This is a genomic window from Streptomyces sp. KL109B (genome assembly GCF_030766935.1).
GTDB lineage: Bacteria > Actinomycetota > Actinomycetes > Streptomycetales > Streptomycetaceae > Streptomyces.
The window spans coordinates 92,800-115,833 of sequence record NZ_JASERL010000007.1 but is presented as its reverse complement, the minus strand read 5'-3'; the positions used below and the strand labels follow the sequence as shown (position 1 = coordinate 115,833).

General features: G+C 69.0%; 19 protein-coding genes. 6 read left to right on the top strand and 13 right to left on the bottom strand.

Annotated elements, in window-relative coordinates; all coding sequences use genetic code 11:
- Window positions 1-15 precede the first annotated feature (15 nt).
- Both RBJ65_RS24175 and RBJ65_RS24170 read right to left on the bottom strand, forming a co-directional pair.
- Window positions 16-1,965, bottom strand: coding sequence for an ABC transporter substrate-binding protein (locus RBJ65_RS24175; RefSeq protein WP_306324220.1), 1,950 nt, complete (start codon window positions 1,963-1,965; stop codon window positions 16-18).
- Between the two features lie 209 nt (window positions 1,966-2,174).
- Window positions 2,175-3,938 (bottom strand): MinD/ParA family protein, encoded by a 1,764-nt coding sequence (locus tag RBJ65_RS24170; RefSeq protein ID WP_306324219.1) that lies wholly within the window; start codon window positions 3,936-3,938, stop codon window positions 2,175-2,177.
- A gap of 268 nt (window positions 3,939-4,206) precedes the next feature.
- Between RBJ65_RS24170 and RBJ65_RS24165 the strand changes: the two genes are divergently transcribed.
- The 4 genes from RBJ65_RS24165 (at window position 4,207) to RBJ65_RS24150 (ending at window position 10,656) form a co-directional block, all read left to right on the top strand.
- Window positions 4,207-6,453 (top strand): protein kinase, encoded by a 2,247-nt coding sequence (locus RBJ65_RS24165; RefSeq protein ID WP_306324218.1) that lies wholly within the window; start codon window positions 4,207-4,209, stop codon window positions 6,451-6,453.
- A 145-nt stretch (window positions 6,454-6,598) separates the two neighbouring features.
- Complete coding sequence (locus RBJ65_RS24160) at window positions 6,599-8,716, top strand: serine/threonine-protein kinase (protein WP_306324217.1); 2,118 nt, start codon at window positions 6,599-6,601, stop codon at window positions 8,714-8,716.
- A 24-nt stretch (window positions 8,717-8,740) separates the two neighbouring features.
- Entirely contained in the window at window positions 8,741-9,709 is a 969-nt protein-coding gene (locus RBJ65_RS24155) for a serine/threonine protein kinase (protein WP_306324216.1), read from the top strand.
- A 266-nt stretch (window positions 9,710-9,975) separates the two neighbouring features.
- Window positions 9,976-10,656: a hypothetical protein gene (locus RBJ65_RS24150; protein WP_306324215.1), complete on the top strand. Its 681-nt coding sequence runs from the start codon at window positions 9,976-9,978 to the stop codon at window positions 10,654-10,656.
- A 28-nt stretch (window positions 10,657-10,684) separates the two neighbouring features.
- Here the strand turns inward: RBJ65_RS24150 and RBJ65_RS24145 are convergent, their stop codons facing one another.
- The 6 genes from RBJ65_RS24145 to RBJ65_RS24120 all read right to left on the bottom strand — a co-directional run bounded on the left by RBJ65_RS24145 (window position 10,685) and on the right by RBJ65_RS24120 (window position 14,732).
- Window positions 10,685-10,993: a hypothetical protein gene (locus tag RBJ65_RS24145; protein ID WP_306324214.1), complete on the bottom strand. Its 309-nt coding sequence runs from the start codon at window positions 10,991-10,993 to the stop codon at window positions 10,685-10,687.
- 51 nt (window positions 10,994-11,044) lie between these two features.
- Window positions 11,045-11,878 carry an immunity 49 family protein gene (locus RBJ65_RS24140; RefSeq protein ID WP_306324213.1) on the bottom strand — a complete coding sequence of 278 codons (834 nt, stop codon included), beginning with the start codon at window positions 11,876-11,878 and terminating at the stop codon, window positions 11,045-11,047.
- 7 nt (window positions 11,879-11,885) lie between these two features.
- Entirely contained in the window at window positions 11,886-12,278 is a 393-nt protein-coding gene (locus tag RBJ65_RS24135) for a hypothetical protein (RefSeq protein WP_306324212.1), read from the bottom strand.
- Between the two features lie 60 nt (window positions 12,279-12,338).
- Window positions 12,339-13,522, bottom strand: a protein-coding gene (locus RBJ65_RS24130) for an IS3 family transposase (RefSeq protein ID WP_306324211.1) whose coding sequence is annotated in 2 segments (ribosomal slippage) — window positions 12,339-13,250 and window positions 13,253-13,522 — 1,182 coding nt in all. Because the reading frame shifts where the segments join, the coding sequence is not laid out codon by codon here.
- Between the two features lie 370 nt (window positions 13,523-13,892).
- Complete coding sequence (locus RBJ65_RS24125) at window positions 13,893-14,162, bottom strand: DUF397 domain-containing protein (protein WP_306324232.1); 270 nt, start codon at window positions 14,160-14,162, stop codon at window positions 13,893-13,895.
- A gap of 156 nt (window positions 14,163-14,318) precedes the next feature.
- The gene (locus tag RBJ65_RS24120; protein ID WP_306324210.1) at window positions 14,319-14,732 is read right to left on the bottom strand and encodes a hypothetical protein; all 414 of its coding nucleotides are present in this window, start codon (window positions 14,730-14,732) and stop codon (window positions 14,319-14,321) included.
- Between the two features lie 274 nt (window positions 14,733-15,006).
- On the opposite strand from RBJ65_RS24120, the gene RBJ65_RS24115 reads away from it, so the two are divergent.
- Window positions 15,007-15,861 (top strand): helix-turn-helix transcriptional regulator, encoded by an 855-nt coding sequence (locus RBJ65_RS24115; RefSeq protein ID WP_306324209.1) that lies wholly within the window; start codon window positions 15,007-15,009, stop codon window positions 15,859-15,861.
- Between the two features lie 35 nt (window positions 15,862-15,896).
- Window positions 15,897-16,088, top strand: a complete 192-nt coding sequence (locus RBJ65_RS24110; protein ID WP_306324208.1) for a hypothetical protein — start codon at window positions 15,897-15,899, stop codon at window positions 16,086-16,088.
- A gap of 94 nt (window positions 16,089-16,182) precedes the next feature.
- Here RBJ65_RS24110 and RBJ65_RS24105 read toward each other — a convergent pair whose 3' ends face one another.
- From RBJ65_RS24105 to RBJ65_RS24085, 5 genes are all read right to left on the bottom strand, one after another.
- A complete protein-coding gene (locus RBJ65_RS24105) occupies window positions 16,183-17,562 on the bottom strand; it encodes a S8 family serine peptidase (protein WP_306324207.1) in 1,380 nt (459 codons plus the stop codon).
- Between the two features lie 86 nt (window positions 17,563-17,648).
- Complete coding sequence (locus RBJ65_RS24100; RefSeq protein WP_306332169.1) at window positions 17,649-19,217, bottom strand: hypothetical protein; 1,569 nt, start codon at window positions 19,215-19,217, stop codon at window positions 17,649-17,651.
- 14 nt (window positions 19,218-19,231) lie between these two features.
- Complete coding sequence (locus RBJ65_RS24095; protein WP_306324342.1) at window positions 19,232-19,591, bottom strand: hypothetical protein; 360 nt, start codon at window positions 19,589-19,591, stop codon at window positions 19,232-19,234.
- Window positions 19,592-19,746: 155 nt separating this feature from the next.
- Window positions 19,747-21,027 (bottom strand): S8 family serine peptidase, encoded by a 1,281-nt coding sequence (locus RBJ65_RS24090; RefSeq protein WP_306324341.1) that lies wholly within the window; start codon window positions 21,025-21,027, stop codon window positions 19,747-19,749.
- Between the two features lie 20 nt (window positions 21,028-21,047).
- Window positions 21,048-22,592 (bottom strand): type VII secretion protein EccB, encoded by a 1,545-nt coding sequence (locus RBJ65_RS24085; protein WP_306324340.1) that lies wholly within the window; start codon window positions 22,590-22,592, stop codon window positions 21,048-21,050.
- Window positions 22,593-23,034 lie beyond the last annotated feature (442 nt).

The following is a 23,034-nucleotide window of genomic DNA, read 5'->3' as shown; positions in this document are numbered from 1 at the left end:
TGCCGCGAGGAGGTGTTACTCGCGCTCGTCCGCCGTCGTGCGGCGCCGCCTGGCCACGAACAGTCCGCCGCCGATGACGACGAGTGCCGCGACCACGATGCCGATCACGATGCCGGTGGAGCTGGACGAGCCACTGTCCTCGCTGTCGGACGCGGAGGCGGGCTCGGCCGACCACCAGCTCCAATACCCGTCCTGGCCATAGATGTTGCCGGCCGCGGTGGGCATCGTCTGGATCGACTTGATCTGGTCCGTGCGGTACGCCTCGACGGCGTTCGGGTACGCCATGACATTCATGTAGCCGGAGTCGTAGAGCCAGGACTCCATCTTCTTGACGGTGTCCGCGCGCGAGGCCGGGTCGTAATCGGCGAGCTGCTGGTTGTAGAGCTTGTCGTACGTCTTGTCGCAGATGCCGTTGTCGGTCTGCGCGACCTCCTTCGGCTTGCTCGGCAGGGCGGCGCAGGTGTGGATGCCGAGGACGAAGTCCGGGTCAGGGTTGACCGACCAGCCGTCGAAGGCGAGGTCGTACTCACCCGCGTACCAGGGCACGGAGACGTCGTCGACGCAGTTCAGCTTGAGCCCGACGCCGACCTTCCCCCACCACTCCTTGAGGTACTTGCCGACCGCCTTGTCGTTCGGGTCGGTGGCGTGGCACAGCATCCGCAGGTTGATCGGCTTGCCGTCCTTGCCGACGCGCTTGCCGTCCTTCAGCTTGTAGCCCGCGTCGTCCATCATCTTGGCCGCGGCCTTGGGGTCGTAGCCGAGCTTCTGGTCGGCCGTGGGCTGCCACTGGTAGTCCTTGAAGCGCGGCGGGATGTAGCCCTGGCCCTCCACGGCGTGGCCCTGGAAGACCTTGTCGACGATCTTCTTGGTGTCGACGGACTTGAAGAGTGCCTGGCGGAAGTCCTTGTCGAGCAGCGCCGGGTTCCCGTCGCCGAACTTCTTGCCGCTCTTGGTCTTCCAGCCGGGGTTCACGGCGATCGCGTAGAAGCGCCGCCCGGGCCCTTCGTTCACCTTGATGTTCTTCTCGCCCTTGAGGGAGGCCGCTTGGGCGGGAGTCAGGGCGGGGGAGCCGGCGACGAAGGAGACCTCGCCCTTGCGCAGGGCGGCGACCGCGGCGTCCTGGTCCTTGTACGTCTTGAAGACGATGTTGTCGAACTGCGGCGTCTTCGTCTTGCGCCAGAAGTCCGGGTTGCGCTTCAACTTCACGTACTGGTCGGTCTTGTAGCCGGTGACGATGTACGGACCGTTGCCGACGATCGGGAACTTGTCGTCGTTGTTGTACTTCGAGTAGTCCTTGACGTCCTTCCAGATGTGCTCGGGCACGATCGGGATGTCGAGGGACGTCATCGTCGCCTGCGGCTTCTTCAGCTCGACGACGAGCTTGGTGTCGCTGGGCGCGGTGACCTTCTTGAAGTTGCCGACGAACGAACCGTTGGCGGTGGCCGCGCCGTCGTCCGTCATCATCTTGTTGAAGGTGAAGGCGGCGTCGTGGGCGGTGGCCTTCTGGCCGTCGGACCACTTCGAGTCGGAGCGGATGGTGTACGTCCACGTCAGCTTGTCGGCCGAGGGCTTCCACTTGGTGGCGAACCCCGGAATGACGTGGTTGTCCTTCGGGTCGTAATTGGTCAGGTACTCGTACATCAGACGGTGGATGCTCGTACTGACCAGACGGGTCGCCAGGAAGGGGCTCAGCGAGTCGACGCTCTGCGCGACGGCGACGGTGAGGGTCTTCTTCTTGCCGTCATCGGCCTTGGCCTTGGCGGCGGCCTGGGCCTGTGCCTGTGCGGCGGCCTGGGCGTTGGCTGTGGTGTTCGCCTCCGCCTGGTGCGGCGCCGGGTTGAGCGGCGTGGCGAGGCCGGCCGTCAGGGTGAATGCCGCGGCTCCGGAGGCGAGGAGTATCCGTACTCCTCGCCGCGCGGGGCGTGCCGTTCTGTCGTGCTGGTCTTGCTGAACTGGTGTGTCCATCGGCGGTGACCTCGCGCATCGATCGCACAGCTGGGCTGGTCTTCGGTTTTTGGCTGATTGAAGTGTTGGTCTACCAGCGGCAGTTGAGAAACGTCAACGGTGGGTGAACCCCATGTGGCCTGCGGAAATAACGAGTTGACCTGCATTTCACGCACATTGGTGGAGACCAATGACGCTTTGCAGGCCAGGAGGTGGCACCTGGAGGGGTGTTATGGGTGCGGGTATGGGGGCGGGGGTGGGGGCGGGGGCGCCTGCCAGGTGGGGCCGGGGTGCGTGGGGTGTGCCGGGTGTCCAGGGTGCTCGGGGGGCCGGCCGTGGCTGAAGCCCTCCGCGACCATCGCGGACAGGTCGAAGTACGCCTCGCGCACCTTGGGGCGCACCATGTCGAGGTCGACCTCGGCGCCGGCCGCGAGGTGCTCGTCGAAGGGGATGACGACGACGCCGCGGCAGCGGGTCCTGAAGTGGCTGACGATGTCGTCCACCTTGACCATCTTGCCGGTTTCGCGGACGCCGGAGATGACGGTGAGGGAGCGTGCGACGAGTTCGTCGTAGCCGTGCGCCGTCAGCCAGTCGAGGGTGGTGCTGGCGCTGGAAGCGCCGTCGACGGACGGGGTCGAGACGATGATCAACTGGTCGGCGAGGTCGAGGACTCCGCGCATCGCGGAGTAGAGCAGACCGGTGCCGGAGTCGGTGAGGACGACGGGGTAGTGGCGGCCGAGTACGTCGATGGCGCGGCGGTAGTCCGCGTCGTCGAACGTCGACGAGACCTCCGGTTCCACGTCGTTGGCGATGATCTCCAGGCCGGACGGGGTCTGCGAGGTGAACTGCCGGATGTCCGCGTACGAGTGCAGGCGCGGGATCGCCTGCACGAGGTCGCGGATGGTCGCGCCGGTCTCGCGGCGGACGCGGCGGCCGAGGGTTCCGGCGTCCGGGTTGGCGTCGATCGCGAGGATCTTGTCGTGGCGTTCGGCGGCGAGGGTCGAGCCGAGAGCGGTCGTCGTGGTCGTCTTGCCGACGCCGCCCTTGAGGCTGATCACGGCGATGCGGTAGCAGGTGTTGACCGGGGTGCGGATGACGTCCAGCTTCCGCTGCCGCTCCGACTCCTCCTTCTTCCCCCCGAACTTGAAGCGCCCGCCGGTGGGGGCGCCCGGAGCACGGCTCCGCTGCTTCTGGCGCTTTCCGTTGACCAGACGGTCGGCCGAGAGCTCGACGGCGGCGGTGTAGCCGAGGGGGGCGGTGGGGGTGGTGTAGGCGGTGGGGTTGGGGGCGTGGGGTGCGTAGGTGTGCGGGGGTGGCGGGCCGAAACCGGGCTGGGGCTGAGGGAAACCGTAACTGGGCTGCGGGACAGGCGAATTGGGGGGCAGGGTGGGTGGCGCGGGTGGGGTCGCCGGCAGTGGGGGTGGCGGAGGCTGCTGGTCGGGTGCGGGGGTGGTCCACTGCGGGGCGGGGGACGGTGCGGCGGGAAGGTACGTCGGCGGCAGCGGTGGGACTCCGTTCGCCGGAGGGGGCGGGGGAGTCCAGCCTGTAGGGGTGGTGTTGGCGCCGGGCGTCGCGGTCTCGGCGCTGGGTGTGGTCCCGGCTCCGGGTGTGGCCTCGGTAGCAGGTGTGGCCTCAGCTTCGGGTGCGGGTGCGGGTGCGGTGGCGCCGGCCCCACTCCCACCCCCGCCCCGCGTATCGATCTCCACGTGCACCCGATGCGCGTCGAGCCACGCGCGCGACCGCTGCTCCGGGGTGGGATCCTCGTTGGGTGCGGGTGGTTGGGGTTCGCCGAGGGCGGAGAGTTCGGCGAAGTCGCGGTTCAGGGAGGGGGCGGAGAGGCGCAGGGTGGGGCCGGTTTCCAGGTCGGCCGGGGGCGTGTCGGGGAGCCGCGTGGACCAGGGTGGAGGGGCGTACTCGCTGGTGAAGTCGGGCGTCGGCGCGGTGCCGGCTTCCGCGTCGGACGGACCACGGTCCTCGTCACGCTCGTCGTTCACAACGCCTCCTGATGTGGTCGAGGACCGGCGGGCCACAGCCTAATCACCACAACCCACCGCACGGCAGGCTCTTCCACCCCCCCACGTCAAAGGCTGTCGACTAGACTCTCCGCGCCGTGACAGGGGAGGTCACGGTTCGGACGGCGGCGGGGGAGGCGTGGCGTGCGGATTCGGATCAGGGGCGGTTCACCGCCCGAGCGCGTACGGCAACCCAATTGACCTGCGCCCCGCCCACCGCACACCCGATCACGGTGAGAACTGACACCCCATGCCTAGCCCTACCGCGCTGACCCACGACGACCCCGCCCAACTCGGCCCGTTCCGCCTCGTCGCACGACTCGGCAGCGGCGGGATGGGCACGGTGTACGTCGCGCGGACCGCCGGTGGGCGGACCGTCGCCGTGAAGACGATGCACGCCGCGCTCGCCGCCGACCCGGCGGGACGCACCCGGTTCCGGCTGGAGATCGACGCCGCCCGTGTCATCGGCGGGCAGTTCGGCGCGAAGGTCGTGGACGCCGACCCGCTCGCCGACACCCCGTGGCTGGCCACCGAGTACGTACTCGGACCACCCCTCGACGAGGCCGTCGAGACCGGCGGCCCACTGCCGGAGGCGACCGTACGCGCGCTGGGCGCCGCCCTGTGCGCGGCACTTGGGCAATTGCACCGCAGCGACGTCGTGCACCGCGACCTCAAGCCGTCCAACATCCTCGTCACGGCCCACGGGCCGAAGGTCATCGACTTCGGCATCGCCCGCGCCATCGGCGACGACCGCCTGACCCGCACCGGATCCGCCGTCGGCACCCCCGCCTTCATGTCACCGGAACAGGCGACCGGGCAGGAACACGGCCCGGCAGGCGACGTGTTCGCGCTCGCCGGGGTGTTGGTGTACGCGGCGCGGGGGAGCGGCCCGTTCGGCAACGGGCAGGCCGCCGACCTGCTGTACCGGGTGCGGTACGGGGAGCCGGACCTGACCGGCGTACCGGCGGCGCTCGTCCCCGTACTGGCGTGGTGTCTGCACAAGGATCCCGCGCAGCGGCCCACCACCCAGCAGCTCGCGGCCCAACTGCACAGCGGGGACGGCGAGTTCGTCGACCAGCTCTCCGCCACGCTGCTCGGTGACATCGGGCGCAGGGCCGTCGACGTATGGCAGATCGCCCCGCAGCGCATGCCCGCCCCGCCACAGCACACCGTGCCGCAGTCCGCCGCCACCGCCGCCATCGGCACCGCGGACGGAACCGCGTCCCGGCGCCGCTTCCTCGCCGTCGGCGGCGTCCTCGGCGCGGGCGCCGTCGCGGGCGGCGCCGCCTGGTGGTGGACCGGAAGGCCCTCCGGGCAGCCGGAAGCGGCGGCCGACCCCAAGCCGGGAAACGCCGACGACGCCGGTGAACCCGCCCCCGGCCAGCGCAACCTCGACCCCCTCTGGTCCGAATCCGGCTACTTCGACACCAGCGTCGTCAAGGGAAAGACCTCGGTCCCGGCCATCGTCGACGGGACCGCCGTCGCCATGCGCGGATACGCCCGCGGGCTCGGCGCGACCGACGGCAAGAAGCGCTGGGACGAGCACATCGGCAGCTCCTGGAACTGGACCGCCGCGGCCGGAAAGCTCTACCACCTCTCGTACGACGTGTACGACGACGACCAGGCGGGCAAGCCCGTCACCCTGGAGACCATCGCCCCGCGCACCGGCAAGAGACTCAAGGCCCTCGCCCGCCTCGACGACACCACCGACCACCTGGAGGGCAACCAACTCCTGTGCGTCACCGACGACATCGCGTACGTCGTCGTCGGCCAGGGCAAGGGCGACACCATCGGCTACACGCCCGCGCAGAAGTGGACGCTGCGCGCCGTCGACTGCGCCACCGGAAAAACCGTGTGGTCGCGGCCGCTGCCCAAGCGGGACGATGTCGACCCGGCCATGCACATCCTCGCCGCGAAGGTGGCCGGCGGGCGCCTGGTCACGTACCAGCAGATGAAGAAGGACGAACCCCACATCGTCGTACGGGACCTGAAGGACGGCCGCGTGCTGTGGGACGTCCCGTACCTCGTCGACGACATCGCCCCGCTGTGGGCCGAGCCGGCCGTCGACGACACGTACGTCTACATCGGCGGCACCCGGCTGCGCGCGGTCGCCCTGAAGGACGGCAAGGCGCGCTGGCAGACCCCCGAGAAGACGCCCGAGGTGCGCGCCTTCGGGCCTCCGACGCTGGCCGGCGGCGTCCTGTACGCCGTGGTCCAGGGGACGGGGCTCACCGCGTACCAGGCGCACACCGGCAAGCGCCTGTGGTCGGAGAAGGGCGCCGACGCCGACGAACAGTCCACGGCGTGGCGCCCCCTCGTCGGCAGGACCTGCGCGTACTACCGCAACGGCGCACAGCTGCGCGCCGTCGACCTCAGGACCCGGGCGGTCGTGGCCACGTACAAGACGGACGGCGACCGCTTCTACGCCGACCCGGGACGCACCCTCGTCCTCTCGCTCAGCGACAACAGCGAACTGGCGGCGTACCCCATGAAGTGACGCCGCGCCTCCGCCCCTCTTGCCTCCGCCCCTCGTGCCTCCCTCTCGTGCCTCCCTCTCCTGTCTCCCTCTCTCGTCTCCCTCTCTTGTCTCTCCACGACCCCCTCCAAGCGACCCCCTCCAACGCCCCGGCAGAAGGCCCCACATGAAACCCCTCGGCATCGGCGACCCCCTCCGCCTCGGTCCCTACCGCGTCCTCGGCGTGCTCGGCGAGGGCGGCATGGGCAAGGTGTACGTCGGTCAGGACGGCGCCGCGACGCTCGCCGCGGTCAAGGTGCTCAAGCCCGAACTCGCCCACGACCCGAACCTCGCCCAGCGTTTCGTACGCGAGGCGCAGGCCGCACAGGCCGTACGCAGCAAGGGAGTTGCCAATGTCCTCGGCGCGTGGACCGAGGGCGGACGGCCGTGGATGGCGACCGAGTTCCTCGCCGGGCTCACCCTCGACCAGGCCGTCGAGGCGCACGGCCCGCTGGACGAGCCCGCCCTGCGCGCCCTCGCGGCGTCCCTCGCGCACACCCTCGCCGACATCCACGCCGCGGGCTTCATCCACCGCGACCTCAAGCCGCCGAACATCGTCCTCACGTCGACGGGCCCGCGCGTCATCGACTTCGGCATCGCCCGCCCCGAGCACGGCCTGACGCTCACCACGACCGGCGAGGTGCCGGTCACCCCCGGGTACGGGGCGCCCGAGCAGGTCCTCGGCCACCGGGTGACACCGGCCGCCGACGTCTTCTCGCTGGGCGCGGTGCTGGTGTACGCGGCCAGTGGGCGGCGCGCGTTCGACGGCGGACACGTCGCGGCGGTGCAGTACGAGGTGGTGCACGGCGAGCCCCAACTCCACGGAATAGCCCCGGAGTTGACCTCCCTCATAGCCCCCTGCCTCGCCAAGGACCCGGCCCACCGGCCCACGCCCGCCCAGATCGCCGAGGCGATGCGGCCGCCCAAGGGCGCCGAGAAGGCCTGGCGGCGCGGCTCCATCGCCGCCGCGATCACCGAACGGGAGACCGGTGCCCGGCAGCTGTCGACGACCATCGTCGGCGGCGTACAGCAGCCTCAGCAGCGGCCGGCCATGTCCCGAAGACGCCTCCTGACGACGCTTGCCGTCGGCGGCACCGTCGCGGCGGCCGGCGCCGGGACGGCCGCGTGGTGGTACGGCTCCCGGGACTCCCGCACCCGCACCGACGGCCCCCTCTTCGACATTCCGGCCGCGGCCAAGACCCCCGTACACGCCCTGAAGTCCAAGCCCCGCGACAACTACGCCGAGAACGGCGGCTCGATGAAGCTGTGGTCCGTCGCCACCGCCGACGTCACCACACCCGAACTGCTGCCCGTGCGCGACGTCCTCGTCTTCGCGCTCGGCTCCGGCGGCATCGGCGGGCACTCCGTCAAGGACGGCAAGCGGCGCTGGGCCGCCGAGCACCTCCAGCCCAAGAGCGGATACGTATCGCTGGCCGACAGGCTCGTCGTCGGCGCCGACGACGAGGGCACGCTGCACACCTACGTCCCCGCCACCGGCAAGGCCAAGTGGACGTGCGCGCAGGCCGAGGCGGCCACGCTCCTCGCCGCCGACGCCGACGCGGTCTACCTGACGACGAAGGACGACCGGCTGCGCTGCGTCGGTGCGTCGGACGCCAAGGTGCGCTGGACGGTGACCGTGCCCGCGAAGTTCCGCGGCAAGCTGCACGGCCCGGCGGCCGTGGCCCGCGGCGTCCTGGTCGTGCCGACGACCAGCGGAACCGTCCACGCGGTGCGCACGAGCGACGGAAGCACGGCATGGCGGCGCCAGCCCGACGAGTCGGAATCGGAGGTCCGCCCGCTCATCGTCGGCGGCACGGTCTACATCAACGGCAAGACCATGCAGGCCCGCGCGCTCACCGACGGAAAACTGGCGTGGTCCACCATGCCCCTCTCCCTGACCGACGCCGCGCACAGCAAATGGGGCCCGCCGGAAGTAAGCGGCTCCCACCTGTACGTCAGCATCGCCAACATCACCCAGTCCCTCCGCCGTGCCGACGGGCAACGCGAGTGGTTCGCGGTCGGCCCCTCCACACCGAGCCGCGTCCGCGTCCAGGGCAGCGCCGTCTGGGTAGGCGACGACGGCGACGGCATCGGCGAACTCCAACTGCGCGGCATCCCGCGCAAGGACGGCGAGAACCCCTGGACGGCCAGATACCCCCGCCCCCACTACTCCCGGCTCGCCGCCGACGGCAACCGGATCTTCCTGCTGACGGACGGCACCGTGCACGCGCTGAGCGCGTTCTGAGCCCGAAGGGACCACCCGACACCCATGCACAGCACCCAGGGCATCGCGCCGCAGGTGGGCCCGTACCTCCCGCTCACCCCGCTCACCCAGCTCGACCCCACCATCGGCGATGTGGCGGCCGGCCTGGCGGCCCGCCGCCACATCGCCCGCACCCCCGACGGCGACCGCACGGTCCTCCTCAGCACCCCGGCCCCCGGCGTCGACCCGAACCGCTTCATGGCCGAAGCGGACGCCGCGCGCTACCTGTTGGGTACGTGGACGCTGCCCACGGTCGAACTGGCGCGCCCCGGCGACGCCCCCTGGCACGCGCGCCCGTACGTCCCCGTGCTGCCGCTCCCCACCGCGCTCGCCCTGCACGGCGGCCCACTGCCGGAGCGCACCGTACGCGCCCTCGGCGTCGCGCTCGCCGAAACCCTCTCCGTCATCCACGGCCAGAGCCTCGTCCACGCGGGCGTCTCCCCGGCGGCCGTCCTCCTCACCTTCGACGGCCCACGCCTCGACTGCTTCGGCGCGGTGCGGGCGGCGGCGCCGCAGGGGGCGGTGCGGCGGGGCCTCCCGGGCATCGACGACACGGCCCTCGCCCCCGAACAGGCCTCGGGCGGCATGCCGCGCCCGCTCGGCGACGTCTACGCGCTGGGCGCGACCCTGGCGTACGCGGCGACGGGCCACACGGTGCCGGAACGCGAGGAGATCCCGCCGCGACTCCGGTCGTTGATCGGCCGGTGCCTGTCGGGGGACCCGGTGGGGCGCCCTCAACTGGCGGAGCTGATCGCGGACTTGACCGACGTCAACCGCGCGACGCCATCGCAACCGACCGGCTTCGGCGCGACGGACCACGCCTCGGCGCTCCTCACCCCCGGGTGGCTCCCGGCCCGGCTGGTCGCCGCGCTGGCGCAGCAGTCGGCGGCGGTGCTGGAGGCGGAGGTTGGTACGGAAGGATGGCGCGACGCGACCTCGCATCCTTACGGAAACGGAAAGGGACCCCAGCCGTGAGCAGCAACCACCCAGGCCCGTACGTACCTGGCCCGCCCCAACAACCGGGGCCGGGGCCCTACGGCGCGCAGCCGGGTCCGTACGGCGCGCAGCCGGGTCCGTATGGGCAGCCGGGGCAGCCCGCTCCGTATGGGCAGCCGGGGCCATACGGGCAGCCTGGCCCTTACCCGCCACCCGGCCCGAACGGCCAGCTCCCGTACGGCGGTTGGGGTACTCCTCCGCAGCGCCGCAGTGGCGGGTGGAGGACCTGCGGAATCGTCGCCGGTGTGGGGCTGGCGCTGGCGGCGATGGTCGGTGGCGGACTGTTCTGGTACCTCGACTCGCAGGGCCCTCAGGACGACGGCCCGCACCAGCTGTCCGCGCCGTCGACGCTGTCGTTCGCCCCGTACTACCGCGCGGGCGAGGAATCGGACCCGCACCTCGGCCTCGGGACGGCGGACCCCGAGGAACTGGCGCGCTACGACATCAAGACCCCCACGGAGATCGCCGCGACCTACTCCGACGAACTCCTCGACGGCGCCGACTCCTCCGACCCGAACGCTGCCCAGGACACCTTACGGCGCGCGCAGAACAGCAAGCGGTTCACGGTCTCGGGCGCCTACGGCGAATTCAACAACCCCGAACTGGCCCTGAGCCACTACTTCGGACTCATGAGGGACAGCCTCCGCGAATCAACGCGCAAGGCCCCCGGCAACGTGGTCTCCTCGCTGTCCTCGGAGGAGGAGACGGAGACGGACTCGCTCGACGGCGCGGTGCTGGCCTGCGCGACCCTCGATGTGGACAACTTCGACAGCGACGACGGGGACCGCGAGACGAGGGTGTGCGGCTGGGCCGACTACTCGACGGTCGGGCTGGTTACCCCGTACGACGGAACTTTCGGCCTGTCGACGGAGGAGGCGGCGGAGCTTACGGGGAAGGTGCGGGGGGAGATGCGCATCGAGCGTTGAGCGGGCCGTACGGATACGGATACGGACCTTAGCGGGCCGGTCTGTGGAACTGCCGATAGACGGAAACGGCCGTCTCCACGGGGTAGTTGGGGACATCGGTGATCTCGCCGTCGAGTTTGGAGATCACGATGTTGCTGCCGCCCGGCTCCGGGGGCGCCGTTGGATCGGCGGGCGGAGGCATGTGGGCGTGGATGAGGTAGCCGACGTCGAATTCATGAACCTTGAGTACGACGGGGGTACCGCCCGGCCAGACGGATGGGAACTGCGTACGGCCGATCTCCAGCGCTTCCTCGGCGCTGGAGGGTATGGGGCGGTCGCTTCCGCTGAGGTTGGTCACGTGTGCTCCTGATTCACTACTGCATTACAGGGGAGGGGGCATCGCGGCCCATCACGTGGGGAACTGGCCAACCCACGTCCGTTCCAGGAGATGTCTCGGCAGATACTCGGACTCGACGTCGACGGGAATGCCCGCGTCAAAGGCCATACAGGCGACGGCCAACGGCCCCAGAGCCACCAGCCCCTCGCTGCTCCGCATCCTCGCCTCGTCGTCGGACCAGTACTCGCGATGCCAGGTGACGGCGTCGGCCAACGCCGCGTTGAACGGTTCCGGATCCTGGCGCTGGTAGCGATGGAATACTTCGAGCGGCGGGTAGAGGACCTTGAGCATGAGTTCGGCGCTGGCGATATGGGGTGCTGCGGGGTCCGTGCCGTCGATGGCGGTGGCCAGGGTGTTCCACGTCTCCTGGCGGCCGAACCAGGCGTTCTGCAGCGTTTCCACCCATGCGTAGATGTACTCGTCGAACTCCACCCCGGAGGAGCGCAGGAACGAGACGGGTACGCGGGCGAGCTGGTCGAGCCGCTCGTTCTCGCGGCAGATCGCGGCAAGATAGTACGAGGTCAGCCAATTTCCCGCGTGCAGGTACTCCTGAGGTCCGGTCGCGGGAAGATTCTTGATCTCGCCCTTGGTTCCGAGTCGACAGGGCACGGGCCCTTCCGCGGCGGTACCGGAGAGGAACAGACCGGAACCGACCTGCATGGCGATGACCCACGCCTCCCACGTTCGGGACTCGGCCGCGACGGGATCTACGAGACAGGCCCATTTGGCCACGGTCAGCGAAAGATCCAGCGCGTCGAACCGGTCGAACTCGGAGGTCTCAAGCTCGGCGAGAGCGTCTTTGGCGCTTTCGATGACTGGTGCCATGGCGTCGCCCGCGTTGTCCACGGGAAAGTCATGACGGGGAACTCGGGTTACCACGTGCCCCCCTTTCTTTCTCGATCTGCATTTCTTCTATGACCGCGCCAGCATAGAGGGACCCGTCCGGTTCCTGCGTCTGGACCAACACATACCTCAACTTCCCTGCCTTCAGGGCGTTTCGGAATTCCCTGGCAAGGGCGGCGTCCTGTCCGCCTCGCTTGGCCATCTCGGCCATGATGGTCCGCAGATAGTGGCGCGTCCCCTGCTTCACCCGCATGCCGGCCGCGCCACCATTGTCGCCGAGGTGCGGATTCTCCGGATCCTCGGGGTCAGCACGGCCCTGCCGCCAGTCGAGGCTGTTTCCTGGAGCCTTGTCCTCAACGATGAGGATCCCGCCGTCAGGGAGCCGGTATCCCGCATCGAACATGTTGGCACCGTTGGCGGTCTTCGGTAGTGGGCTTTGCCCCGCTACGTGGACATCTACGAACTATGCAACCAAGTTCAGGCTACCTGAGTTGATCGAGCGCTGTTCGAACTCGACCGGACTGGCCTGACCGAGCGCGGAACGGCGGCGCCGGTTGTTGTACCAGGCCAGCCAGGAGAACACCGAAATCCTTGCTTCCGAATTGTTCAACCAGCGTTCTCCGTGCAGGAGTTCACGCTTGATGCTGGCGAAGAAGGATTCGGCCATCGCATTGTCGTAGCTGGACCCCACCCGTCCCATCGAGCGGCGAATGCCGTGCGTCCGGCAAGCTGAGGCGAATGCAGCGGACGCATATTGCGTTCCGCGGTCGGAATGGAAAACTACTCCCTGGACCGATCCGCCCCGTGTGGCCACTGCGGCCTGCAGGGCGTCGACGACCAGGTCGGCCCGCATGTGATCGGCCATCGACCAGCCCACGACCCGTCGCGAGTGAATGTCGATGATGGTCGCCAAGTACATCCAGCCCGCGCCGACGGGCAGATACGTGATGTCGCCGCACCAGCGCACATTCATGCGCGGTGCGGTGAAGTCCCGCTCCAAGAGGTCCGGCGCTTTCGGGGCCCGGGCGTCGGGCACTGTGGTCCGCTTTCCCTTGCGTAGATGGCGCCCGGATATCCCGGCCGCCCGCATGAGGCGGGCCACCCGCTTGTGATTGACCACCGGACCCTCTTCCCGCAGCTCCCGTGCAATGCGTGGCACGCCATACGCACCCTTCGATGCGGTGTGGATGCCCCGGATCTTCTCCGTGAGCGCAGCTTCCTCCCCGGCTCGTGCCTGGCGGGCCGGTGCTGCCTGTCGCCACCGGTAAAAGCCCGACCGGGAGACGCCCAAGATTCTGCACAGCCGCTGTATGCCGTACTGCATGTGGTGGGCGGAGATGAACCGCCAGCGGCTGGTCATCGACTCATCTCCTTCGCAAAATACTGGGCCGCCTTCTTCAGGATCTCCTTCTCCAGCTCCAGCTCACGGACCTGCTTACGCAGGCGTTTCAGCTCCTCGCGCTCGGCCGGCGTCATCGGCTCACCGCCCGCACCCCGGGCCTCGGTCTCGGCCGCACGGACCCACTTGCGCAGCGACTCGGTGTTGACCCCGAGGTCCTTGGCCACCGAGTTGACTGACCGACCGGTGGATGCCACCAGACCGATCGCGTCCCGCTTGAACTCCTCCGAATACCGCTGCGCGGCCATTGCGACACCTCCATCTCGGATCCCACGATCCGATCCTCAAGAGATGTCCACAAACGGGGGCAAACCCCACGGCTCCAGTAGCCCCAACAGGCAGCCGCTGTGGTCGGTTGAGATCGCTGGTGATAGTGCCGCAGCGGCGAGGAGAGGGCCTGCGGGATTCTCGCCGGCGGGCGTTGGCGGCGGTCATCGGGCGGCGGAGCTCACGAGGAAGGTGCGTGGGAGATGTGCGTCGCGAACTGAGCGGAGGGCGGCTGCCCGCGGCGCCGCCGATTCAAACGTGAGGCCCTGAAACCCCCTGGTGTGAGGGCGGTTCAGGGCCTCCGTACGGTCTCGGCCTTCTTCCAGCCTCCGTTTTCCGGGTATTCTGGCTCTACGCGTCCATCCCGCCGTTGCGCGGCGACGGCTCCAGGTCGAACTCCCCGTCGCGCGCGCCGAGTACGAACGCCGTCCACTCCGCCTCGGTGTACCGCAGCACCGTCTCGGGCTCCAGCGACGACCGCATGGCCACCGCGCCGTCCGGCAGCTTCGCGATCTCCACGCGTTCCTCGTCCTGCTCGGTACCGGGTGCGCTCTCCCACGTGACGCCGGAGATGTCGAGCGCGTACAACTCGTTCTTCTCGCGCTCCTTACGAGCCTGCATCTCCTCGGGCGTCTCCTTCGGCGCCTCGCCGTTCGTTCCCACGCCGCATCAGCCCTTTCGCCGTTCTGCGCTCACCACGGGCAGCTTAGTGGGAATTGGGTGGCGGCCGTGGGCCCTTGTCGTGCTGGTCGAGTGGGGACGTTGCCGTGGGTGGCGTCAGTGCGGGAGGTCGATCCAGGTCAGTGACCGGGTGGTGGGTGAGTGGGTGTGCAGGACGCCCCAGTTGCCGCCCCAGTCCTCGACGGCGGTCGAGAGGAGCCAGAGGCCGCCTCGTCCAGTGCCCGACATCGGGTGGGTGTTGAGCGAGGTGATCCTCAACCCGCCCTCGTACTGGGCGAGTTCGATACGCATATTGGTGCCGGGGACCGTACGTGCCGCGCAGGCCGCGAGCTCGGTGACCGCGAGGACCGTCACCGGAGTGAAGCGGCCCAGACCGTACCGGTGCAGCGCCGCCGACGCCGCGCTGCGGGCGATGCCGGCCGACGAGGGGGTGGCGGGGAGTGTGACGGTGAGCGTGAGTGGGTGGGGGTTCGCCGGGGTGGGGGTGGGTGGGTGCAGGACGGTGGGCATGGCCGACTCCCTTGCGTATGGGGGTGTTGAAGGGGGATGCCGTGGCAGTCGGTGGCTCGTCTCCCTGGCGCGGGTCCACCCCTCCCAGGGCAGGAGGTTGCGGGCAGGCTCGCGCGATGCACTGCCAACTGCCGTGTGTAGCGTGTGCGTTACCGACTGTAGGGTGGTGTGGTGGCAACTTGCCACCCAGTCTCTGGATTTACCACGATGGTGGTGGACCGTCTTGGCTCACGGTTGGCAAACTGGCGTACGTACTCATGGGAGGAGCTGGCGAATGCCGCCGAGGTCGACGCCCACCGAGCGTCAGAGACGCCTGGGGGCGGAACTCCGCAAGATGAGGATCGCGGCCGACGCGTCCACGGAGTACGCAGCCGGTCTGCTGGGGCTCGATCGGGCCAAGATCTCCAACGTCGAGGCGGGAGTTCGGTCCATCACGCCGGAGCGGCTGAGGACGCTCGCCTGCAACTACGAGTGTCATGACAAGGCGTACGTGGATGCCCTCGCCGACATGGCGGCCGACAGGTCGCGCGGCTGGTGGGAGTCGTATCGCGGCCAGCTCTCCGCCGGCCTGCTGGATATCGCCGAACTGGAATGGCACGCCCGCCGGTTGCGCGTAGGGATCGCCATGCATGTGCCGGGCCTGATCCAGACCGACGCCTATGCGCGCACACTTTTCGCCGCGGCGCTGCCTGTCCTGTCCGAGGACGAAATTGAGCTTCGGGTCGCCCTGAGGATGCAACGGCAGCAGATCCTCTACAAGTCGGATCCGGTCGAGTACGCCGCGTACATCCATGAAGCGGCGCTGCGTGTCGAGTTCGGTGGCGTCAAGGTTATTCGGGCCCAGCTCGACAGGCTCTGTGAGCTGTCGGGGCGGGACAATGTCGACGTACGGGTCGTACCGTTCAAGGCTGGAGCGTTTCCCGGCGCCGGGCAGGCGGTGATCTACGCCGAGGGTGTCGTGCCTCAACTGGACACGGTGGAACTCGACTCCGCGCATGGCCCGGAATTCGCCCACGCCGAATCTCAACTCGCCAAATACCACGCCCACTTGGAGTGGATGGAGCGCGCATCGCTCGGGTCCGAGGAATCCAGGGACTTCATCCAGAAGATCGCTCGCGAACATCGATGACGCCAGAAGGCGTATGACGCATGAGGAGCCATGTCGTGTCTGACATCACCTGGGAGGAACCGTTCTGTGCGGAGGGGGCCAACTGTTTCCGCATAGGCACGGATGCCGATGGCAACGCCCATATCGCCGTGGCCGGAGCCGAGGATGTTCACATCACCGACAGTCGGGAGGCGCTGCGTGCGCTGATCGCGGACATCAAGGCGGGGAAGGCGGATCACCTTCTCTGATCCCTGACCCTGGTTGCCGAACGCTCCGCGTAGGCGTGTGGTGATGCGGTGAGGCCCGTGACCGGGAGCGGTCACGGGCCTCGTCAATGCCTGGCTACTGGCGCGGGGGTCCCCACTGCGGGGGCTGCTGCTGGCCATAGGGGTTGGGCTGTTGGGGCTGGGGCGGGTAGCCGCCCTGGTGCTGGTACGGGGGTGGCATGGTGCCGGGGGCTCCGGGGCCGCCCGGGCCGCCGCGGTTGTTCTTGTTGCGGGAGACCAGGATGACGATCACGACGACCACGACGATGACGACGAGTGCGGCGATGCCGATGCCGACGTAGAGCATCGTGTTCGAACTGTCGCTGTCCGAGGAGGAGTTGGACGCAGCGTCGGTGCCGGAGGATGAGGACCCGCCGGACGCGTTGTCCTTGCCGGACGCCTTCGGGAGGGCGGACAGGTCCCAGGGGCCGTTCGCGCCGCCCTTGGGGACATTCGCGGTGAGCGCCTGGCGGGGGCTCAGGTCGCCGTAGCCGTGGCTCGGGTCGGGGAGCTTCGACTTGTCGACGCCCTCGGCGATATACGTGGTCTTGATGATCCGGTTGACCAGCTGGCCGGGCGTGTAGTCCGGGTACTTCTGCTTGAGGAGGGCGAAGGTGCCGGAGGCGATGGCGGCGGACATCGAGGTGCCGTCGGTGGTGATGTAGTCGCCTTGACGGGTGTTACCGCCCGCGTCCTCGTACGTGCCGTTGGGGGTGGGGACGGTGATGCTCTTGGCGGGAGCCGTGAACATCAGCTGCTTGGAGCGGTTCGCTTCCCCCCAGACGTTGCCGTTTTGCAGGGAGCCGCCGACCTGGGCGACACCAGGGATCGAACCGAGGCCATCCGATTCGTCCGAGCCGTCGTTCCCCGAGGCTTGGACGACGACGACGTTGTGGGCGAGAGCGTAGGCGATGCCCGCCTTGTCCATCTCGTCCGCGTAGCTCTGCGAGACGGAGATGTTGATGACGTCGGCGCCCTTGTCGACGGCGTAGCGAATGGCCTCGTCCCACTGGCAGGCTTTCGTCTTCTTCGTGCCGAGGGGGACGCCGTCACGGTCGAAGACGTCAACGGGGAGGATCTTCGCGTCGGGAGCCATGCCCAGTACGCCTTGGCTGTTGCCGGAGCCGTGGCCGTGACCGGCGATCAGCGCGGCCATGCCCGTGCCGTGGATGTCGCGGGTTTCCTGGTTTGCCGGTTGATCGTCGCTGCAGCGCTTCCCAGGAAGCACGTTGCCGGTCAGGTCGGCCTGGCTGCCGTTGACGCCGTCGTCGAGGACGGCGACGGTGACGCCCTTGCCCGTGGCGGTCTTGTGCACGTCGTCGAGGTTGAAGGCCTTGTTCTGCCACTGGCCGTCTCTGGTCGCGTCCGCCGTCGCGGCCGTCGCGGTGCCGAGCACCAGGGCTCCCACCATGGCCGCGCCACCGATCGCGCGTAGCGTCCTGTGCGCGAAGCGCATGCTCTGACACCTTTCTGCGGATTTTTGTGCTGTTGTGCGTGGGGCCCACGACCGGAATGGTCGTGGGCCCCACGAACGCTATCTCGTTACTCGATGACGGGCGGGTTCGCCTTGCGTTGCTTCGGCGTCCAAGTGTCCTCGTCCTCGACCAGGTAGTCGGGCCGACGGCTGTTGTTGCCGCCCTCCCCCTGCTGCCTCCCGCCGCCGCGGCCGCCGGCTCCGGCGGGGCCGAAGCCATTGCGGCCGTTCTGGCCCCTGCCAGCGGCTCCGGTGCCGCCCGAGGCGTTGCCACGGTTGCGAAGTCCCGTACCGCCAGGGGTGAATGCCCCGCCGGTCTTGCCCTTCGCTCCGCCGACCATGCCGCCCTTCAGGCGTGCACCCGCACCGGTCTTGCCGCCGAGGCCCTTGCCTGCCGCACCGCCTGCGGCACCCGCGCCGCCGCCCATGCCACCCATGCCACGACTGGCACCGGCACCGGCACCCCGGCCCGCCGCACCAGAACGCCCGGCCGCACCGCCGCCCGCGCCACGGGCAAGCCCCGCCGCGCCGCCCGCGACGCCACCGGCCATGCCGCCGGCCAGGCCACCACCGAGGCCGCCGCCCGCGCCCGCGCCTGCACCGGCGCCGCCGCCGAGTCCGCCGCCCGCCCCGAGGCCGCCACCGGCTCCGCCTCCAGCCCCGGCGCCAGGGCCGCCGAGGCCAGGACCGGCGCTGTCCAGTCCCGTACCGATCTGGGACGGGGGAACCCCACCAGCCGTCGGCGGGGTCAGGCCGTTCGTGTCGAAGCCGGGGATGCCCTTGCCCGCTCCGCCGCCTCCGCCGATGCCGCCTCCACCAAGGCCCGGGTTCGTGCCACCGGCACCGGGGACGTTCATGTCGCCGGGGCCACCAGTGCCGGGCTTGTCCACCCCCGGGGGCTTGAAAACAGGGTCGTCGCCTTCAAGCTGCTTGGCGTTCGACTTGTAGGCCGCCCCCAGCTGTTCCATATGCGTCGCAGCCTGGAGCGCGGCCTGCTTGTCCGCGCCGATCTTGTCGCCCCACTTTTTGAGCACGTCCGGGGTTTGCATGCCGCTGGCGAGGTCGGCTTCCAAGCCGCCGGACTCGCGGGCTTCCTTGTACTTCTTGTAGAGGACGTAGTCGTTGTAGAGGCCGCCGAACGGTCCCGCTCCAGCGCCGGCGACCATCTTGGCGATGTCCCCGCCGCTCATCGAGCTGAAGGTGTCGCTCGCCGCGTCCCACGCCCTGTCCCACCAGTCGACGTCGATGCTCTGGACCTGGTCCTGGACGGCGTACAGGCGGTCCGCGGAGTCGTCCATCGCCTTGCCTGCCTTTTGGGCGAAGGCCCCGCCCATGGCCATTTCGTGGCTGATCTTGTCAGCCGCTTCCTTGAACTTGTCCGCGGACGGGCCCTTCCACTTCTCCAGGACCTTCTTCACCGAGTTGTCGAACTGCTGCTTGAGGCCGCCGCTGCCGTCCGAGCCCACGAGGTGCTCGTAGACCTCGGTCCAGTTCTGTGCGACTTCTTTGATGGTCTGCGGCCTGGCGTCCGCGACCATCTTCTTCAGCTTGTCGAGGTCGCTCATGTTGAACGGGGTGTCCCAGCCCTTGCCGGAACCTCCGCCGTCCAGTCCGCCGCCCGACGGTGCGTTCGTCATCTCCCCGTCCCCCTTCAGCCGCGGTTCGCGACCTCGGTGTTGCCTGTGCCGCCTGTGTTGCCGGTCTCCTTGACCGAGTTGTCCGCCTCGGCGTTCTGGTACTGGCCGTGGGCCTTGCTCGTCTTGTGGCCGAACTTCTCGATCAGGTCCTTGATCTTCGCGATCATGTCCTTCTCGATCCTGTCCTTCATCTTCCCGTGCGCGCGGTACAACTCGCGCGCCTCCGAGAAGTCGACCCCCAACGCCCCGTCCGGCACGTACGTCCCGTACTTCGCCTTGCTCTCAGGTCCGTCCATGTCCTTCAGGACCTGGTTCAGCTCCTTGACCACCTGGTCCAGGGCGTCAAGATCGACCTCGTACCCACCGTCAGCCATCGCAGGTCGCCTTCCCCGTTTTTCCCTAATTCCTTTGTGTCGCGCGCAGTTCAGCGCACAGACAGCGTCCCAAGGATCGCTCTTCGCACACTGAACTCACAAGTCGAGCACAGGTTCCCTCACAGAACGTCCCCTACGGAACGTCCCAACGTCCGCTACAGAACGTCCTCGCCCCGCCTCCGCAACCAATCCCGCCGCGCCATCGCCCCGGCCGTGATCACCGCGAGCCCAAGGCCGCCCCCGATCACCAGGAAGGTTCCGTAACGGGCGTTGCGCTCCTGAGGGGTCTCGCCCAGGGTCATCTTCGCCGCGGTGACCTTCTCGCCGGTGCCGGTCGAAGTGCCCGCTTGCAGTTCGGCGTTGGTCGGCTGGTGGGTGGGCTTCGTGGTGTCCTTTACCGCCTTGACCGGGTCGAGGACGCCCCAGCCGATGTTCTTGTCGTGCTTCGCGTGCGTGCGCATCGCCGTCGACTCGAGGTGCCAGATGACGTGCTTGGGCTTCCAGTCGGGGTGCTGCTGCTGGAGGAGGGCCGCGACCCCGGTCGCGTACGGGGCGGAGAAGCTCGTGCCCTGGTCGACGCACTGGCCGCCGGCCGGAACCGTCGAGACCATGTCGACGCCCGGGGCGGCGATGTCGACCTCCTTGTTGGGGGAGGAGAACGGGGCGCGTTCGTTGTTGCGGTCGGAGGCCGCGACGGACAGCACGTTGGAGTTGGGGAGCGCGGCGGGGTAGCTGGTGGAGGTCTTGCCGCTCTCGCCGCTGTTGCCCGCGGAGGCGACGATGAGGACGTCGGCCTGCTCGGCGCGGGCCACGGCCGTTTCCAGGGGGCCGAGTTGGGACGGGTCGGCCGTGGTGCCCTGGGAGATGTTGATCAGCTTGATGCCGCTCTTGACCGCGTAGTCGATGGCGCCGACCATCGACGCCAGATTGCCGCCCGCCTCCTTCGTGCTGGTCTGCAACGGGACGACGGTGGCGCCGGGGGCCATGCCGTGGAAGCCGGAGCCCTTGTCCTTGCCGGTGGTCTTGCGGGCGGCGATGATGCCCGCGACCTTCGTGCCGTGACCGACCTCGTCCTTCGTCGGGCTGGACTTGGCCACGAAGGACTTGCCCTTGGCGACGGCGCCGCGCAGCTGCGGGTTCACCGTGTCGGTACCGGTGTCGACCACGCCAACCTTGATGTCCTCGCCGGTGCCGTGCGCCCACAGCTGCTTGGTGATGACGCGCTGCAGCGACCAGGGCGTGCCCTTGATGACCTTGCCGCCGAACTGGCAGTCGGTGCTGGCGAGTTGGGTGCCGTCGTCGGCGCCATCGGCCGCCGCCGGGGTGGCGGCAGGGCCCGAGACGGTGAGCGCCGCGAGGGCCGCGGTGGCCGCGAACGTGGCGGCGGCGCGGCGACGCGTGGCGCTTGTCGGGGTGTTCATGGTCGGGGTGTTCATGGTGGTGGCTGCCCTCCCCGTCACGAGTTCTGCGTCTGCTCGGCGGCCTTGGTGGTCAAGTCGGGGCCGGAGGGGAGGAGTTGGGACCAGATGCCGGGGACCTTGACCGGGGTCACGTCGCCGTAGCCGAGCCGGGCCTTGGACTGGTTGACGTCCTTGTCCGCCGCACCGGAGGAGCTGTCGGAGTCGTTGTTGACCGGCAGGTAGTAGCGCAGACCGGTGTCGGTGACCAGGTAGTTGAAGCCGGTGGAGGAGGTGCCCGTCTGCTCCTGGTAGATCATGCCGCTGCCCGGGCTGACGTACGAGGAGGCGCTCGCGGAGATCTTCCCGATGGGCAGGTTGCCGCCGGCCCACACGCTGCGGCCGCCGCCGTCACCCTCGTACGTGGAGCAGGAGACGTTCCTGCCGCTGCTCGCGGTGGAGTTGGCGCGGGTGACCTTCTGCTTCGGCCAGAAAAGCGTTCCGCCGGCCTTCTTCACCGCCGGGAGGTTGTCGTACAGGGAGCCCTCGGTGGGGTGGATGTCCGTCTGCTGCACCTTGACGTACGTCGGGGCGCCGTCCGGGTACGCGGCGCCGACGGTCTCCTTGAGGAGGCTCGCCTCGAAGTCCGTGACGGCGATCAGGCGGTCCTTCTCGACCAGGTACTTCTGGTTCTGCGCGCCCTCGATCAGCGTGCCGATCTTGTTGTGCCCCGCGGGCAGATCGGTGACGGAGGAGGTGTTGCCGAGGCCGTTGACGCTGGGGAGGGAGATCGGGACCGGGGCCTCGCGGAGCGTGCCGAGCCAGTCGTCCGACACGGTCTGCGGCTTGGCGTCCGCGCCGAAGAGCGTGGTGATCAGCGAGGCGAGGTCGCCGCCGGGGCCCGTGGTGAGGGGGTAGGAGACGCCGCTGCTGCTCACCAGGTACGGCTTGCCCTGCTTGTCCTGTACGTACAGGGCCTCGGAGCCGCCGAGCCGGCCCTTGCTCTTCGACGTGACCTTCGACGCGTCGTTCTTGTCGAGGACGAAGACGGTCTGCCGTACGGAGGCCGCGTCCGAACCGCCGCTCGGCTGCTGGCACAGGGCCCACGTCTTGGCCGTGCCCGCGTCCTTCGTGGTGGGCATCCGGTCCGGGGCGTAGGGAATTCCGACCATCGAACCCTGCGTGATGTTGGATTCGTCGAGGAATTTCTCCTTGACCTTCTTCACAGCATCTCCGCCGGTCTTTTTCGGATCCAGCAAAAGCTTGGCGGAAGCGAGGTTGAGTACCGGGTGCAGGACGCCGACGGGCTTGCCGTTCTTGTCTTTCGTGTCCGACTTGAGCACGACGTACCGGGTCGCCGACGGGTCGGTGACGATGATCCCGGCCTCCGGGGTGTCCCAACCCTTCGGCGCCACAGGGCTGATCATGCCGCAGGCGCCGAAGCCCGCGAGCACCACCGCGGCCATGACGATGCCGGGCACCGCGTGCTTGAGCGGCCTCGGGGCGCTGTCCACCGATCCATTGGGGAGTGGCTTGAGAAAAGCGGCAACGGTCCGCTTGCGTGCGAAATTGTAGGCATTCAGTTCATCACGACGTGATGCCATCGTTACGTTTTCTCCCCGTCCTCGCTGGACCGTGCCGGACTATTGCTGCGGGTCCACTTCTCGACCACCCCCGGCGCATGCGCCGCGCGGGCCTCTACTATGCCGTGTGGTGATCGGGCCGTAGCGTACGGGTACGGTTTTTCCACGCGCCAGCCGACGTTGGGTCCTGATGGCCCGGGGCGGTCCATTTCGGACCGACCGCCGGTCCGAAATGGACCGATAACCACCCAGCCGGCCATCACGAATCATCACAGCAGCGAGCGAAGGAGCAGGGCGGGGGATGTCCAGCGCCAGCAGGACCCGACAGCGCGGCAATCAGGGTCGACCGGTCCCGAACGGGCGCCGTGGAGGAGGCCGTTCCGGCGGCCGCCCCACCGGCCGACCCGGCGGGCAGAGTGGACGCGGCGGAAGAGGTGGCCGGAGCGCGCAGGTCGCGCCGCCG